Origin of the sequence: Streptomyces sp. NPDC056161 (genome assembly GCF_042268025.1) — a bacterium.
Lineage (GTDB): Bacteria > Actinomycetota > Actinomycetes > Streptomycetales > Streptomycetaceae > Streptomyces.
In genome coordinates this window covers 90,490-106,244 of record NZ_JBHJUV010000037.1, presented here as the reverse complement: position 1 = coordinate 106,244, position 15,755 = coordinate 90,490, and the positions used below count along the sequence as shown (strand labels likewise).

The window sequence follows — 15,755 nt, the reverse complement described above, 5'->3', positions numbered from 1 at the left end:
GGTCGCCGCGGGGGCGGTGGTGTCCCCTGCCGGGCGCCACGGGTGGCGGACGCCCGGCAGGAGGTTCGGGGACGAGGCGGTGCCTCGGCAGGAGGGAGGAACCGGTACCTCGGCAGGAGAGAGGAGGCGGTTCCTCAGTAGGAGAACTGCCGGATCTGCTCGTCGTAGGGTCCGTACGTCCAGCCGGTACGGGTCGCCGGGTCCAGTTGCAGGGACGCCGCCTGGCCGCCGTACAGGAGCGGACCTCCGTGGCTCGTGACGGTGTACCCGTTCAGGACGGCGCTGGTCTTCCCCGCGGCCAGATCGACGATCTGCAACTGGCCGGTGGCGTTGTTGTCCGCCACGAATCCCGCCTGCGAGCCGAAGTACACGGTCCCTTCGGGCCGGGTGAACGAGACCACGGCGAGCTTGTTGGTCCCGTCGACCGCGAGTGCGCTCGGGCTGGCCTTGCGCAGCGTCACCGGGTCGCCCTGGCTGCCGTCCGCCTGGTTCATCGAGCTGATCACGCCGGTGGGGGCGATCTTGGTGCTGATCGCGGTGGCGGTGATGTCGTACAGCGTGCCCGCCCCGTCCGCGGCCAGGCCGTGACCGCACCCGGGCAACGACCCGCCGGCGGAGACCGTCCCGTGGTCCAGGTCCACCCGCGCGACCGTCACCCCGCCGAGGCACAGGAACGGTGTGGCCTGCTTGGCGAGGAACAACTCGCCGCTGGACCGGTCGATCGTCATCAGGGAGTACGTGCCGGGCTGCACTCCGTCCGGGTCGGCCTTGAGGGGCTCTCCGGCGCTGCCGTCGGCCAGGTCGACGCTCCGCACGATGTCGGTCTTGTCCGTGGCCGACCGCAGCAGCAGCGCGGCGCGGTCGTGGCCTGCGTCGACCTGCCCGGTGACGAACGTGTAGTCCGCCGTGGGCAGCGTGAACCGGCCGGCCAGGGAGTCGGTCGCCGTGTTCCAGGTCTCCACCCGCACGTCGCCGCCCGAGGTGGTCCGGTGCACGAGCAGCACGCGGTGGGAGCCGGGGTCGCCGCCCAGTACCTCGTAGTCGGATCCGGTGCCCGGGTCCGAGGCGAGCACCGCCCCGTAGACGCCGGTCTTCGTCGAGTAGTGCCGTACCTCGGTGCCGCCGGCCGCCGTGCGCAGCGCCGCGATGGAGTCGTCGCCCGCGGCGGCGAAGCTCAGCACGGTGCTGCCGTCCGGGGCGAGCCCGTCGTCGACCTGGAGGGTCGAGACCGGTGACGCCTGGCCGACGACACGGCCCGAGCCGTCGAGGGCGAGGATCCGCACCCCGTAGGAGGCCGACGTGGCAAGTCCCAGGGTGAGGGCGTCGAGCCACTCGGTGCCCTTCTTGCCGGACAGGGCGGCGCGGGCGGTGGACGGGGTGTTCACGCCGTCGTCGTCATAGGTCGTGCCGTTGGCGTTGGTGAACGTGTTGAGCGAGTTGTAGAGCGTCGGACCGGGCGCCGAGAACTCCGCGACCGCCGACTTCGCCCCCGGGATGCCGGTGACGTCGTACGTCAGGCCGAACTCGGGTGCGCCGCGGGTCACTTCGGCGAAGTGGCCGGCCACACGGTCGGTGCCGGCCATGACGGGCGCGGCGGGCCGGTCGGCGGCCGAGCCGCCGTCGATGCGGATCGGGGCGAACTCCCCGTAGACCACCTTGGTCGGGTCACCGCCGTAGCCCGACTGTGCGATGCCGATGCCGTAGAGCCCGCCGCCCCCGGCGAAGGCGTCGGCGGGGACGGTGATCGTGCCCTGCTTCGCGGTCAGTGCCTGGTGCCAGCCCGCGGTGAAGATCTGTCCGAGGACGGGGTTCCAGTGGTCGACGGTGGACACCACCAACTGCGGGTCGCCGGTCCGGGTGACGCCGGAGATGTCGTAGGAGACAGTGACGTCCTTGCCGGTCCTGGCCACGGCCGGGGCGGTCGGTGCGGTGGCCTCGACGTACGTACCGTCGCTGGGCCCCACGGCGATCGTGCGCTGGGCCTCGGCCCGTACCCTGCCGTCCGTCAGCACCCGGTAGGTGACCTTGAGGGTGCGGTCCGTGGTGGAGACCACCGGCAGGCCGGCCGCGTCGAGCAGTTGCTTCGGGGTGACCCGGATCGTGGGGGTGCCGGAGCGGAAGACGGTGTCTGCGACGGTGAGGGTGTACTGGGCCTTCGCGTTCTTCGGCAAGCCGGTGACGTCGCCGGCGAAGGTGACGGGTCCGACCAGTCCCTCCCCGGTGCCGCCCGAGGCGCTGTCACCGAGGTCGATGCGGTCCGGGTCGGTGGCCTCCAGGAACGAGCCGCCGAGGGCCCCTCGGGTGACGCGGTGCGCCATCGACAGGCGGACGAGGGAGGGTGACCCGGTGTCGCCGAGCGCGGCCTCGGCCGCGGCGGTGACGTCGATCTGCGGGCCGACGTGCAGCGGTCGGTCGATCTGGGGTGGCGTCGGCACGGCCCTGCCGGTCTCCTCCAGCAGCGAGCGCACCTGCGCGGGCGTCAGGTCGTGACCCGCGAGCCGCCCGGCCTGAAGGACGACCGCGGCGGCCGCGGCCACCTCGGGGGCGGACGCCGAGGTGCCGCCGTTGAGCACGGGGGTGACGGCCTGCGGGCCCTGGCCCGTGGTGTGCTGGAAGGCGACGATGCCGTCGCTGGGCGCCGACAGGTCGACGCGGCTGCCGAAGCCCGACGAGAACGTGCCGGATCCGCTGATCCGGGTCTCCGCGACGGTGGCCCCGGCGGAATGGGCGGAGCCGGCGGGCGCGGCGAGGGTGTCGTCGAGGGTGGTGCCGCCCACGGCGATCGCGCCGGAGTCCGGCACCACGGTGGGGGTGGTCGACTCGGCGTCGTCGTCGATGGACGTGGCGGCCGAGCCGTTCTCGGTGACCTCGGTGGGCGTGCTGCCGCCGTCGGGGCCGACGGAGGTCGGGGTGTAGAGGCGGGTGCCGTCGTTGGAGGAGATCGACACGACGATGTGGTACTTGTGCACGATCGACGTGATGATCGACCGGATGTACGGGTCGTCCTCCAGGTAGCGGCCGGGGAAGCCGATCGAGTCGGTGCCGTAGCCGAGGCTGGCGGTGATGACGGAGGGCCGCGGTTTCTGCTGCGCGGCGGCCAGCAGGGCGACGGCGATCTGGTCCATCGTCGGCGTCTGCGGGACGACGAGCCGGTAGTCCGCGCCGGGTGCGATGCCCAGCAGGTCGGTGTAGCCGCTGCCGGTGCGGTCCGGGCGCTGCTGGTCGTGCGGCAGCGGCGCCATCACGCTGAAGTCCAGGAGGACTTCGTCGAGCACGGGGTCCTGCTGCTCGGTGGAGGCGCTGCCGGACAGCGAGCCGTCCGAGGCCGCCACGTACGCCGGTATCAGCGGCATGGACGGCAGGTCCAGATAGCGCTGCCCGTTCCGCAGCACCGTGGTGGGGCCGTACGACGCGACGTAGGAGTCGCCGGCGTCGGCCATCGACTGGTCGGTCAGGTCGCCGACGGAGACGTTGGTGATCACCTCGCCCTGGCCGGGTATCTGCCCGTACTTCTTCTTCAGCAGCGAGAACGCCCCGGTCGCGTTGACGCCGCCCGCGTTGAGCATGGCCTGCGCGGAGTCGGTCAGGGCGTAGTTGGCGGGCACACCGTCCGAGTCGGAGGAGTCGGCCGGAGCGGACGGCGTGGCGGAGCCGGACGCCGCGGGCGAACCTGCGGGCGCCTGCTGGGAGGTGGCCGCCTTCGCGGCCTTGAGGTCGGCCGACGGCACCGGACGGGCACCGGTGCTCATCGTGTTGACGTAGCGGTTGGGTTCGGCGTCGGCGACTCCCGGTGCCGCGGCGAGGCTGCGGGCCACGACGGCGGAGTCCTTCTGCCGCGTCGTGACCACATAGGTGTGCGGCAGGTCGGCGGCAGCCGCGCCGAGTTCGGCGCGGGCCGCGGCCGTCAGCTCGTTCGTGGTGGCGGTGCCGGCCGAGGGGAGCAGCGGGTGCAGGGACGTGGCGCCCGCCGCCTTGAGCCTGGAGTTGAGTTTCGAGTCGCTGGTCTGCGGGACACGGGCGGCGACGCGGCTGCCGGAGACCGGGCGCCCGGTCACGGAGGTGCCCGCGTCCAGGGTGAGCAGTACTTGGCCGGGTACCACGCCCTGCTTCTGGGCGGGCGGCTTCGTCAGGGTGCTGCCGCCCACCGCGGCCCTGCCCGACGCTGGTGGTGGTTCGTCGGTCCGCGGCGCGGACGGGACCGCGGACGGGGCCGGGGACGCGGCGGTCGCCGACACGGTGGACGCGCCGACGGTCAGGGCGGCTACGGCTGCGGCGACCGCGGCGAGACGCCGGCCGCTGGGACGGGCACGGGACATGACACCCCTTCGAAGGGAGACGAGTGCGTACAGGTCAGGGGCGCCGTCGACCGGGCCCTGCCGGACCACGCCGCTTCCAAGACAGGGAAGATGTCAATCGAAACAGCAGTGGCACAAGGTGACAGTGGTGGCTGACTTCCGCCAACTGGCGGGTGGCTGCCATGGACGGCGGTGGGAAGACGTGGCATTTAACGTGCTGGGACTGACAGATGAAACAGAGCGCGTCTACACCGCGCTGGTCGGCCTTCCGGGGTCCACGGCAGCGCAGTTGGCCGCCGCCTGCGAGCTGTCCGTCCCGGCCGCCGCGCGGCAGCTTGCCGGACTGGTCAGGGAGGGCCTGGCGACCCGGGCGACCGGCCGGCCGCCCCGGTTCGCTGCGGTGGCACCCGATGTCGCGGTGAACGGTCTGATCCGCCGGCGGGAGAAGCAGCTCGACGAAGCCCGGTCACAGGTGCACCGGTTGATGGAGCACCACCGCGAGGCGTCGCGCATCAGCCGCCCCGACCTCGGGGTGGAACTCCTCACCGACCGCACGGACGTCAGCGACGCGGTGCAGCGGCTGACCACTCAGGCACAGCGGCAGGTACGCGCGTTCGACCGGCCCCCGTACGTCGACCGGCCCGGGAGCAACCTCGCCGACCAGCTCCAGCAGCAACGGCAGGGCATCTCCCACCGGGTGGTCTACGACCGGGCCGCGATCGCCTGGCCGGGCCGGCTCGCCGGGGACATCCTGGCCAGTGTCAGGGCCGGGGAACAGGCCCGCGTCCGCAGCGAGTTGCCGCTGAAGATGGTGATCTGCGACAGCCGGGCCGCGATCGTCCCGTTCAGTTCCGCGCCGGGGGGCCAGTCCGCCGCATATCTGGTGCAGCGCTCCCCCCTGCTGACCGCCCTGGAGAGGCTGTTCGAGGTGGAGTGGGAACGCGGTGTCCCGCTGCCCCTGGCGGACGGCGCAGCCGCCCCGGGGAACTACGACGACGGCGCCGACGAACCCGACGAGGTGACCCGGTCGCTGCTGTCGCTGCTGGCGGCCGGTCTCACGGACGCCGCCATCGCCCGTGCCCAGGGTTGGAGCGAGCGCACCACCCAGCGGCGTATCCACCGCCTGATGAGCCAGTTGGGCGCGGACACCCGGTTCCAGGCCGGTCTGACCGCGGCCCGCCGCGGCTGGCTGTGACGCCCGGACGGGAGGCGCGGACGGGAGGCGCGGACGGGAGCGCCCGGCCGGCCGCGGCGGAAGCGGGTGCGGCCCGGACGGGCCGGGCCGGCGTGCGCGGGAGCGGGCTCAGGTGTGTCGGCCCCAGTGCCCGCGGTGGACGACCTCGCCCGTGCCGCGGCGGCGTTCCCGGATCCGAGGCCCCTGCGCGCGGAGGTCGTCGGCGCGGTAGCCGACGGTGATCCCGCCGATGGGGTCGTACGCGTCGGGGATCCCGAACTCGGCGCGGAAGGGCCGCAGGTGCTCGGGCATGATGCCGAAGAAGCAGGCGCCCAGACCCTCGTCGACCGCCGTCAGCAGCATCAGGAGCGCGGCCATCCCGGTGTCGATGTGCCAGTACGGCGCGGGCCAGCGGGACTCGGCGCGGTCCTCCCAGCCCTTGTCCTGCTCGGCGTAGCGTTCGAGATAGGCCGCCTTGTGGGCGAGGGGCACGACCACCAGCGGTGCGTCCTGCATGGTCGGTGTCTGTTCCACGCGGGTGGGCACGAACGGCCAGAAGCGGGCGCGGTCGGCGGGCTCGGTCAGGGCGAGGAACGCCCAGCCCTGCGAGAAGCCGGCCGACGGCGCTCGCAGCGCGGCGGCGAGGACCCGTTCGACGACCTCGGGGGCGAGCGGCTTGTCGGAATAGTGGCGGACCATGCGCCGGCGTCGGATCACCTCGGAGAATTCCATGGGGGCAGATCCTGCCACGAACGCCCGCTGGGGCCACGGGGACTGCGGCGACCTCCGTGCGGCCGGAGCGCACGTCCGTGCGCGTGGCGTACCGGCTGTGCGTCGGGTCCTCGTCCCCTGGCCGGCCTCACACGAGCAGGGCGAACATCACCGCTATGCCCAGCACCATCGCGGCATGGCAGGCGGCAGCCGGCACACCGACGGTGTCCGCGCCCGCCGGTCCGGACCGGCCCGCGGGCCCGGCAGGGGGCGGCAGGGCACGTGCCCGGTCGAAGGCGCGGGCCAGCCAGGTCAGACCGACCGCCGCCAGGGCGACGGCGAGCAGCCCCGCCGCCTTCCTCGGTCCGTTCCCCACAAGGCTCATGGCGGCGATCCCCGTGCCGCCGGACATGTCCATCCCCGGCATGCCGCCGGATCCCGAGTGGCCGGCCATCGCGCCGGAGGAGTCCATCGCCGCCACCATCCAGGCCATCGCCCCCATCATCAGGGCGTGCGGGCAGGCGGCGAGTGCCGCGCGGTGCCGGGCCCGGTCACCGGCCCGGAACGGCGCGGCGGCCAGGAACCACAGCGCGCCCGCCGAGAAGAGCACGACCTGCGGCGCGGCCGACAGGTTCATGCCCCACGGCCAGGCCATCGCGGCCATGAGGGCGCCCTCGCCGCGTGCAGGGTGTGGTCGACCCGTTCGGCGGCGGCCGTTCCCGGCCGCAGCGCCGACCACGCCCCGCGGACGACGGGTACGGCGAACACCAGGGGGAGGATCCAGCGCAGTCCGCCCGCGGCGATCATGACACCACCCCTGCCCGGCGTCGCCGCACGGCGCCCACCGTCAGGCCGGCGCCCAGGAACACCAGCAGGGGCAGCCCGAACAGGGGCAGGAGGTAACCGAGGACGGCGGCCACCAGCACGGCCGGCGCCAGGACCCGACCGGGCAGCCGGCGCCAGGCACCGCACGCGGGCGGACGCCCGAGGGCGAGACCGCCGGTCCGGGTGGGCCGGCGCAGCCACCACATGCGATACCCCCAGAGGATCATCGCGATCAGGCCGAGCGCGAGAAGCGCCGGCGCGATCTGGTTGGCGAGGCCGAACAGCAGACCCATGTGCGCGTCGATGCCCCAGCGGGTCAGCTTGGCAAGCAGGGGGTAGTCGTCGAAGCGCTGGGGCGCCGTGACCTTCCCCGTGGCCGGGTCGACCGCGACCGAGTCCTGCCGTTCGGGCCAGGACCGGGTCTTCTCCTGCACGACGTACGCGGCTCCCGCCCCGGCGGGCGGAGTGATGACGAGCGCTCCGCGCAGACCGGCGTCGTGGGCGGCGGCCGCCACCGCGTCGATGCCCACGTCCGCCCTCCCGCCACGGACCGCGGCCCCGCCGTCAGCGGCGGGAAGGGCCGTGGAGACCGCCGGGGTCCCGCCGCCCGGCTCGTCCTTGAGTCTGCCGATGCCGGTGCCCGCGTGCGCGGACCAGGTCAGGCCGGTCGCGGACAGGCCGAGCAGTCCGAGCGACACCCACAGACCGACCGCCCCGTGCCAGGTCAGTGTGCGCCGCCGCCCCTTGCTGCCGCGGCGTGGCAGCAGCAGGTGGCCGAGCCGCCGCCGGTTGCGTGGGGTGCCGGCCCACAGGGCGAGCCCGTCGAGCACCTCGACCCACAGCCAACTGGCGGCCAGTTCACTGTAGTTACGGCCGAGTTCGCCCAGGTTCAGGGTCCGGTGGAGGCTGTCGAGCCAGGCGCGCACGGGCAGCCATTGGCCGTACGTCTCCAGGGTGCCGAGCACCTTGTGGTCGTAGGGGTCGACGAACGCGGTGAGCACGTATCCCTCGGGCAGACCGGGCTTGCCGAAGACGACGCGTGTCGAGTCGGTGGGGCCGGGCGCGGGCGTGACCGACACCAGGGTGCCGCCCGTCACCGCCTGCCGGGCCGCGGCCACCTGCCGGGCGAGCGGGTCGGCCTCGCCCCGGGGTGTCACCTTCAACTCGTACCGGTAGAGGGCGGCCTCCAGTTGCGGCGTCCCGTCGGCCTCCGCCACGGCGGCGCGGTCGGCTGCGGTTCGCCGGAAAGAGCGGCGTCCGTCGTGGGGGTCGTCGCCTGCGTCTCGGACGTCCTCACCGACACCCGTCGGCCGAGCACGGGCCGGACGAGGTCACTGGGCCGGATGAGGTCGCCGGGCCGGATGAGGTCGCCGGGCCGGACGAGGTCGCCGGCCGGACGAGGTCACTCGCCTTCCTGGTCCCGGCGCCGGGCGCCGAGGCGTTCACGTTGCGGCTTCACCACGTAGGCGGGGTCCTTCGCCGACGTCACGCCCGCCTCGAAGGTGCCGAAGCGTTGCAGGACGCTGCCCGCCATCAGGGCGAGTCCGCCCGCGGCGGCGGCCGCGCGGCTGCGGCGGGCCAGGGTGAGCGCGGTGACCGCTCCCGCCAGGGTCAGGCACTCGGAGGCTTTGCGCAGGCGGTGCGGCCGGCCGGTGGTGTACGCCCGGGTCACGAAGCCCGGACGCCGGTCGATGAGCCGGGACGCGACGATCTCGGCCGCGGCGCCCACCGCGCCGAGCCGCCGGGCCGGGCCCGCCTCCGCCACCGGAGCGAGCACCATGCCGAGGCCGGCGGCGCTGGCCGCCGCCGAGCCGGTGAACACGAACGGCAGCTCGCGGTGGGCCTCGTGCCAGGCGGGCACCGCGGTCTGCGAGAGCAGGGCCGCCGTGTACGAGGCGACTCCGGGGGCGAACAGGGCCGCGGAGAGGCCGGCCGGGCGGGCTGCTCGGCGCAGCAGCCGACCGGGCAGCGTGCCGCGCAGACCGGCGGGCAGCAACTCGGCCGTGGCCGCCAGCCCGCTGCCAGGGCCGTAGGCGACGAGGATCCAGGTGCCGACGGACATGGGCGAACTCGGCTTGGCGACCCTCAGCATGTGGTGGAAGCGCTCGGGCCGGCCGAGGTCCGCCACCAGCAGGTACATGCTGACCACGAGCGCGGCGAAACCGCCCACGCGGCCGGCCCGCCTCAGTTCCGGGCGTCCCGTCAGGTCCGCGCCGGCCGCGAGCAGCGCGGCACCGGCCGACAGGCCGCCGGTGAAGAGGTACGCGGGGATCTTCCACTCCCACACCGTCGGCTTGAGCACCGGACGGCCGTAGTAGGAGCGGAACTCCGCCCGCGGCACCATGGACCGCTCCCGGCTCCCGTCGTCGTCCCGGCCCCGGCCGCCGCGGTGCTGCCCGTCGGGCCGGATCGCGTCGTCCCCGCTCATCGCCGCCCCCCGCGCAGGAAGGCCGCGGCCGAGGCGGCCAGCAGCGCCGTGGCCGCCACCCCCACGTGCTTCCACATCGACATCAGGTCGCGGGTCGGCACGATCGGGTCCGGTGGCAGCCCGTACACCTCGGGATCGTCCAGCAGCAGGAAGAACGCGCCGTCGCCGCCGACGCCGTCGTCGGGGTCACGGCCGTAGAGCTGGGCCTCGGGCACCCCGGCCTCGTGCAGGGCGGCCAGCCGCCGGTCGGCGCGCTCGCGCAGTTCGTCGAGCGGGCCGAACTGGATGGAGTCGGTCGGGCACGCCTGGGCGCAGGCCGGTTCCATTCCGCCGCGCAGCCGGTCGTAGCACAGGGTGCACTTCCAGGCCCGGCCGTCGTCGGGCCGTCGGTCGATGACACCGTAGGGGCAGCCGGACACGCAGTAGCCGCAGCCGTTGCAGATGTCGGGCTGCACCACCACGGAGCCGAACTCCGTGCGGAACAGGGCACCGGTGGGGCACACGTCGAGGCACCCGGCGTGGGTGCAGTGCTTGCACACGTCGGAGGACATCAGCCAGCGGAACTCGGTGCGGGTCTCCGCGCCCGTCCCGGTGCCGGGCAGGTCGAACGAGGGGAAGCCCAGGTCCACCGGGGCGGTGCCGAGGTCGGCGCCGCCGCGCTCGGTGTCCTCCAGGGCATCGGCCACGACCTCGGCCGTGCCCTCGGTGCTGGACGGGCCGACAGGCAGATCGGCGAGGCCCGCGTCCTGCCGGCCGAGCGGGCGCTCCTGCTCGATGAAGGCGACGTGCCGCCACGAACTGGCGCCCAGCATGCCGGTGTTGTCGAAGGACATGCCCAGCAGGTCGATGCCGTCCTCCGGGACGCCGTTCCACTCCTTGCAGGCCACCTCGCACGCCTTGCAGCCGATGCACACGGAGGTGTCCGTGAAGAAGCCCATCCGCGGCGGGTGGTCCGAGGAGTGCCCGGCGTTCCCGGCGGGGTCCGCCAGCGGCCCGTAGAAGCTGTTCTGAGACGTCATGACGACTCCTGCGGCAGATCGGGATCGTCCGGTTCGGTGTGGGCGCGCTCGGCGTGGCCGCCGGCCGTCGCTATGCGGGTGCCGGTCTCCACGGTGATGCCGGCCCGCCGGCGGTAGTCCTGCACGTATTCGAGCAGGGCCGGCCCCCGCGGACGCCGGCCGGGCCGCACGTCGCAGGTCAGCACCTTGCTCTCCTGGATGAACACGTTCGGGTCGGCCACCACGCCGATCAGGTCGTTGACCACATCACCCTTGGTGAGGCCCGCCGCGCCCCAGTGGTAGGGCATCCAGACCTGGTGGACCACCCGGCCGTCGACGCGCAGCGGCGCCATGCGGTCGGTGATGACGACGCGCGCGTCGACGGCCGTCCGGCTGGTGACGACATGGGCCCAGTCGAGGTGGTGCAGGCCGCGCTCCCGCGCCAGTTCGGGCGACACCTCGACGAACAGCTCGGGCTGGAGTTCCGCCAGGTACGGCAGTTGCCGGCTCATGGCGCCGGCCGTGTGGTGCTCGGTCAGCCGGGCGGCGGTGAACACATAGGGGAACACCTGGGCGTGTGCCTCCGGCGGCGCCGGGTTGGACGGGTTGTCGGGACGCCCGTAGACCTTGCGCACCGGGTTGCCCTGCTGGCCGTAGAGGAGGTTGCGCATGGGCGACTCGTGCGGCTCGTAGTGCGTGGGCAGCGGCCCGTCGGCGAGTCCGGCCGGGGCGTACAGCCATGCCTTGCCGTCGCGCATCATGATGAACGCGTCGCTGCCGCCCAGCGCGTCCGGGCCCGTCGCCCCGTCCGGCGGCCGGTAGTGCGGCGGTTTGGTCCGCTGGAAGTCCGGGGTGTCGTGGCCGGTCCACTCGCCGGCCTCCTCGTCCCACCAGACCAGTTTCTTCCGCTCGCTCCAGGGCCGTCCGTCCGGGTCGGCGGAGGCGCGGTTGTACAGCACACGGCGGTTGAGCGGCCAGGTCCAGCCCCACTCCGCGTCGTACGGTCCGGTCTCGAAGCGGGAGGTGCGGCGGCGGGCCTGGTTGGTCTCACCGGCGTAGACCCCGCTGTAGATCCAGCAGCCGCAGGCCGTGCTGCCGTCGGCCTTGAGGTCGAGGTAGCTGTCGACGGTACGGCCGGTGCGCAGGTCGATGCCGTTGACGTGGCGCAGTACGTCCGAGGAGGAGGGCTCGTCGCCCTCGGTCTCGTAGTCCCAGGCCAGGTCGAGGACCGGGCGGTCGCGTTCGTCGGTGGAGCCGGCGAGCCGCTCCTTCAGCCGCACGCCGAGCTGGTGGAAGAACCACAGCTCGGACCTCTGGTCCCCGGAGGGCTGCACGGCCTGGTCCCGCCACTGGAGCATGCGCTGTGTCTGGGTGAAGGTGCCGGACTTCTCCACGTGCGACGCGGCGGGGAAGAAGAACACCTCCGTGCGGCAGCGTTCGGTGACGATCTCACCGGTCTCGATCTCCGGCGCGTCCTTCCAGAAGGTCGCGCTCTCGATCATGGTGAGGTCGCGGACGACCAGCCAGTCGAGGTTGGCCATGCCGAGGCGCTGCAACCGGCCGTGGGCGGAGCCGACCGCGGGGTTCTGGCCGAGCAGGAGGTAGCCGAAGACCTTCCCGTCGACCATGTCCATCACGGTGCGGTAGGTGCCGTGGTCGCCGTTGATCCGGGGCAGGTGGCCGAAGCAGTAGTCGTTCTCCGCCGTCGCGGCGTCGCCGAAGTACTCCTTGAGCAGGGAGACCATGTACGCCTCGGCGTCGCCCCAGAAGCCCTTCTCGCGCGGCCCGCGGACGGTGTCCAGGTAAGCGGCCAGGTTCTCGTGCTCGACGGTCGGCATGGGCAGGTAGCCCGGCAGCAGGTTGAACAGCGTGGGAATGTCGGTGGAGCCCTGGATGCTGGCGTGGCCGCGCAGCGCGAAGATCCCGCCGCCCGGACGGCCGATGTTGCCCAGCAGGAGCTGGATGATCGACCCGGTCCGGATGTACTGGGCGCCCACGGAGTGCTGGGTCCAGCCGACGCTGTACACCAGGGCGGTGGTCCGCTCCCGGCCGGAGTGCTCCGTCCAGGCCCGGCACACGTCCAGGAACAGTTCCTGCGGCACTCCGCAGATCCGCTCCACCATCTCCGGCGTGTAGCGCGAGAAGTGCCGCTTGAGCACCTGGTACACGCACCGCGGGTGTTGCAGGGTGGGGTCGGCCTCGATCTCGCCGCCGGCCGCCTCGACGTAGGGGCCCTTGGCTCCGTACTGGTACGGCTCGGAGGTCTCCTTGGCCTGCCGGCCCGGCCGCTGCCGCGCGGCGACGCTCGCGTACGACCAGCTCGACGCGTCGTACGCCGCGGTGTGCGGGTCGTAGCCACTGAACAGCCCGTCCAGGTCCTCGGTGTCCTGGAACCGCTCGCTCACCAGGAAGGGCGCGTTGGTGTACGCCCGCACGTACTCACGGAAGTCCAGGTCATGGGTGAGGATGTGGTTGATCACGCCGCCCAGGAACGCGATGTCCGTCCCGGCCCTGATGGTGATGTGCTGGTCGGCGTGGGCGCTGGTGCGGGTGAAGCGCGGGTCGATGTGGAAGACCTTGGCGCCGCGTGCCTTGGCCTCCATGACCCACTGGAACCCGACCGGATGGGCCTCGGCCATGTTCGAGCCCATGATGATGATGCAGTCGGAGTTGATCAGGTCCTGCTGGTAGTCCGTGGCACCGCCACGTCCGAACGAGGCTCCCAGACCGGGAACCGTGGCGGAGTGTCAAATACGGGCCTGGTTCTCGATCTGCAACGCGCCGAGGGCGGTGAACAACTTCTTGATGAGGTAGTTCTCCTCGTTGTCCAGCGTGGCCCCGCCGAGACCGGCGAAGCCCATGGTGCGCCGCAGCTTCCTGCCGTCCGCGTCGGTGTCCTGCCAGCCCTTGCGACGGGCGTCGAGCATCCGGTCGACGACCATGTCCAGGGCGGTCTCCAGATCGAGCCGCTGCCACTGGGTGCCGTAGGGCGGCCGGTAGAGGACGTGCTGCTCGCGCTGCGGGCCCGTGACGAGTTGCTTGCTGGCGGAGCCTTTGGGGCACAGGCGGCCGCGGGAGATCGGGCTGTCCGGGTTGCCCTCGATCTGGACGACCTTCTCGTCCTTCACGTAGACGCGCTGGGCGCAGCCCACGGCGCAGTACGGGCACACGGAGTGCACCATCCGGTCCGCGGTCTCGGTGTGCCCGACGAGGCCGGCGGAGCGGGGCGACTCGGCCGCCCTGCCCCGGCCCAGCGGGTCCGTGCCGGTGAGCTGCCGGTACACCGGCCAGGAGTCGATCCACCGTTTCACACCCATGCGCCACAGCTCCTTCGCACAAGGTCTCCCCCACGACGCTACAAGCCGGGGAACCGACCGCAAGTCCGGGCACGGGCCGGCACGGCACGTGGCCCTCCGCGCGGGTGGGTACGGCGGCGGTCGAAGGCATACCGCCCCAGCAGTCGGCGGGACGGGGCACCGAGTTCCGGCGCCCCGCCATGACGTACGCGCCATGACGTACGCCACGCCGGGGGACGGATGCCGCGCTCGCCCTGCCCCGGGGGAACGGCGCATCAGTGGGTGAGGTTGACAAGTTGAAAATGACCGGTCATCTTAAAACGAGCGAGGCGCCCGTCAAACGGCACCCACCATCGATTTACGTGACTTATTACCCCAAATCATTGAACAAATCGAACAAGAGGAGAAAGGCATGAGTGAGATCAAGCCCCGGTTCCGCATGGTCGACGGCCTGTCCATCAGGTACGCCGAGAGCGACGGGCCCCATGACCGTGCGGCCCTGCTGCTGAGCCCGTGGCCGGAGAGCCTGTACTCCTATGACGCGACCTGGTCGAAACTGGCCGGGCACGCGCGTCTGATCGCGGTGGACCTGCCCGGGTTCGGGCACTCCGAGCTCCGGCAGGACCTGCTGTCTCCCACGGCGATGGGCGACTTCATCGTGCGGATCGCCGATGCGCTGGAGCTGGCGAAACCGCACGTCGTGGGCCCGGACATCGGCACGGCCGCGTCCTTGTTCGCCGCGGCCCGGCATCCGGAGCGGTTCCGCAGCCTGGTCGTGGGCACGGGCGGCACGTCGGTCCCCCTGAAACTGGGCAGCCCCCTGAACGAGTGGGTGCACGACGAGGACCTGACCCCGTACCGGGCCATGGGTCCCAAGGCCGCCGTGACGGCCGCGATCGACACCATCCACGGCTACACACTGCCGGAGGCCGTGCGCGAGGACTATCTCGCCTCCTACGTGGGTCAGCGGTTCGTCGACCAGATGGCCTACGTCCGCGCCTACCCCACCGAGTTGCCGGTCCTCGGTGAGCTGCTGCCCGCCATCGAGACACCGGTCCAGATCATCGCCGGCCGCCACGACCCGGTGGTGCCGCTGGACAACGCCGAGTACCTGCACCAGCGGCTGCCCCACAGCCGGCTCGACGTCATCGACGCGGGCCACTTCGTCTGGGAGGAAAGCGCCGGCGACTACGCCGACGTGGTCACCCGGTGGTGGCAGGCCACCTCATGATCGGCCTGCTCCGCGAGGCCCTCGAAGCCCACGGCGGTCTGGACCGCTGGCGCCGACTCGGCTCCGTACGCGCGACACTCGTCAGCGGCGGCGAACTGTTCGCCGCCAAGGGGCTTCCGCAGGATCCGACGCCCCGCGAGATGACCGTGCGCCTGCACGAGGAGCACGCCTCGGTGGCCCCGTTCGGCGCTCCCGGCCGGCGGACCGACTTCACCCCGGGCCGTATCGCCGTCGAGAACGCCGACGGCGTCGTCGTCGCCGAGCGCATGGAGCCACGCAGGGCCTTCCGCCACCACGTCCTGGAGACGCCGTGGGATCCCCTGGACCGGGCGTACTTCAACGGATACGCACTCTGGACGTACCTCACCACGCCCTTCCTGCTGGCGATGCCCGGTTTCGAGGTCGAGGAGATCGAGCCCTGGCGGGAAGGACATCAGGTGTGGCCCGGACTCCGCGCGACCTTCCCCGCCGCAATCGCCAGTCACAGCACCCGCCAGGACTTCTACTTCGGCCCGGACCGGCTGCTGCGCCGCCACGACTACCACGTCGACATCGCCGGCGGTTTCGCCGCCGCACAGTACGTCCACGACATCGTCGAGGCCGACGGCATCCGACTGCCGACCCGGCGCCGGGCGTACCGCCGCGACGACGACCTGCGGGCGATCCCGGACCCCGTCATGGTCTCCATCGACCTCAGCGACATCCGGTTCTCCTGAACGACCCGCCGGCCGACCGGGACGAGCGGCTCACCGACTCCCTTCCCCGCCCCTCATCCAGCGGACCCGCACCCGGCGGAA

At 72.6% G+C, this 15,755-nt stretch carries 10 protein-coding genes; 3 read left to right on the top strand and 7 right to left on the bottom strand.

Annotated features, from left to right (window positions below):
* Window positions 1–134: 134 nt before the first annotated feature.
* Window positions 135–4,316, bottom strand: coding sequence for a hypothetical protein (locus tag ACFC09_RS30035; protein ID WP_376533476.1), 4,182 nt, complete (start codon window positions 4,314–4,316; stop codon window positions 135–137).
* Between the two features lie 181 nt (window positions 4,317–4,497).
* Between ACFC09_RS30035 and ACFC09_RS30030 the strand changes: the two genes are divergently transcribed.
* Window positions 4,498–5,490, top strand: a complete 993-nt coding sequence (locus tag ACFC09_RS30030; protein WP_376533475.1) for a helix-turn-helix domain-containing protein — start codon at window positions 4,498–4,500, stop codon at window positions 5,488–5,490.
* Window positions 5,491–5,598: 108 nt separating this feature from the next.
* Here the strand turns inward: ACFC09_RS30030 and ACFC09_RS30025 are convergent, their stop codons facing one another.
* The 6 genes from ACFC09_RS30025 to fdh form a co-directional block, all read right to left on the bottom strand.
* Window positions 5,599–6,201, bottom strand: coding sequence for a nitroreductase family protein (locus ACFC09_RS30025; protein WP_376533474.1), 603 nt, complete (start codon window positions 6,199–6,201; stop codon window positions 5,599–5,601).
* Window positions 6,202–6,328: 127 nt separating this feature from the next.
* Window positions 6,329–6,844, bottom strand: a complete 516-nt coding sequence (locus ACFC09_RS30020; protein WP_376533473.1) for a DUF5134 domain-containing protein — start codon at window positions 6,842–6,844, stop codon at window positions 6,329–6,331.
* A gap of 139 nt (window positions 6,845–6,983) precedes the next feature.
* Complete coding sequence (locus ACFC09_RS30015; protein ID WP_376533472.1) at window positions 6,984–8,222, bottom strand: PepSY-associated TM helix domain-containing protein; 1,239 nt, start codon at window positions 8,220–8,222, stop codon at window positions 6,984–6,986.
* Window positions 8,223–8,407: 185 nt separating this feature from the next.
* A complete protein-coding gene (gene nrfD, locus ACFC09_RS30010) occupies window positions 8,408–9,433 on the bottom strand; it encodes an NrfD/PsrC family molybdoenzyme membrane anchor subunit (RefSeq protein ID WP_376533471.1) in 1,026 nt (341 codons plus the stop codon).
* Window positions 9,430–10,452 (bottom strand): 4Fe-4S dicluster domain-containing protein, encoded by a 1,023-nt coding sequence (locus ACFC09_RS30005; RefSeq protein ID WP_376533470.1) that lies wholly within the window; start codon window positions 10,450–10,452, stop codon window positions 9,430–9,432. The genes nrfD and ACFC09_RS30005 overlap by 4 nt, the downstream gene beginning before the upstream one ends.
* The gene (gene fdh / locus ACFC09_RS30000; RefSeq protein WP_376533469.1) at window positions 10,449–13,748 is read right to left on the bottom strand and encodes a formate dehydrogenase; all 3,300 of its coding nucleotides are present in this window, start codon (window positions 13,746–13,748) and stop codon (window positions 10,449–10,451) included. The genes ACFC09_RS30005 and fdh overlap by 4 nt, the downstream gene beginning before the upstream one ends.
* A 391-nt stretch (window positions 13,749–14,139) precedes the next feature.
* On the opposite strand from fdh, the gene ACFC09_RS29995 reads away from it, so the two are divergent.
* Both ACFC09_RS29995 and ACFC09_RS29990 read left to right on the top strand, forming a co-directional pair.
* Window positions 14,140–14,958, top strand: coding sequence for an alpha/beta fold hydrolase (locus tag ACFC09_RS29995; RefSeq protein WP_376533468.1), 819 nt, complete (start codon window positions 14,140–14,142; stop codon window positions 14,956–14,958).
* The gene (locus ACFC09_RS29990; RefSeq protein WP_376533467.1) at window positions 14,955–15,674 is read left to right on the top strand and encodes a hypothetical protein; all 720 of its coding nucleotides are present in this window, start codon (window positions 14,955–14,957) and stop codon (window positions 15,672–15,674) included. The genes ACFC09_RS29995 and ACFC09_RS29990 overlap by 4 nt, the downstream gene beginning before the upstream one ends.
* Window positions 15,675–15,755 lie beyond the last annotated feature (81 nt).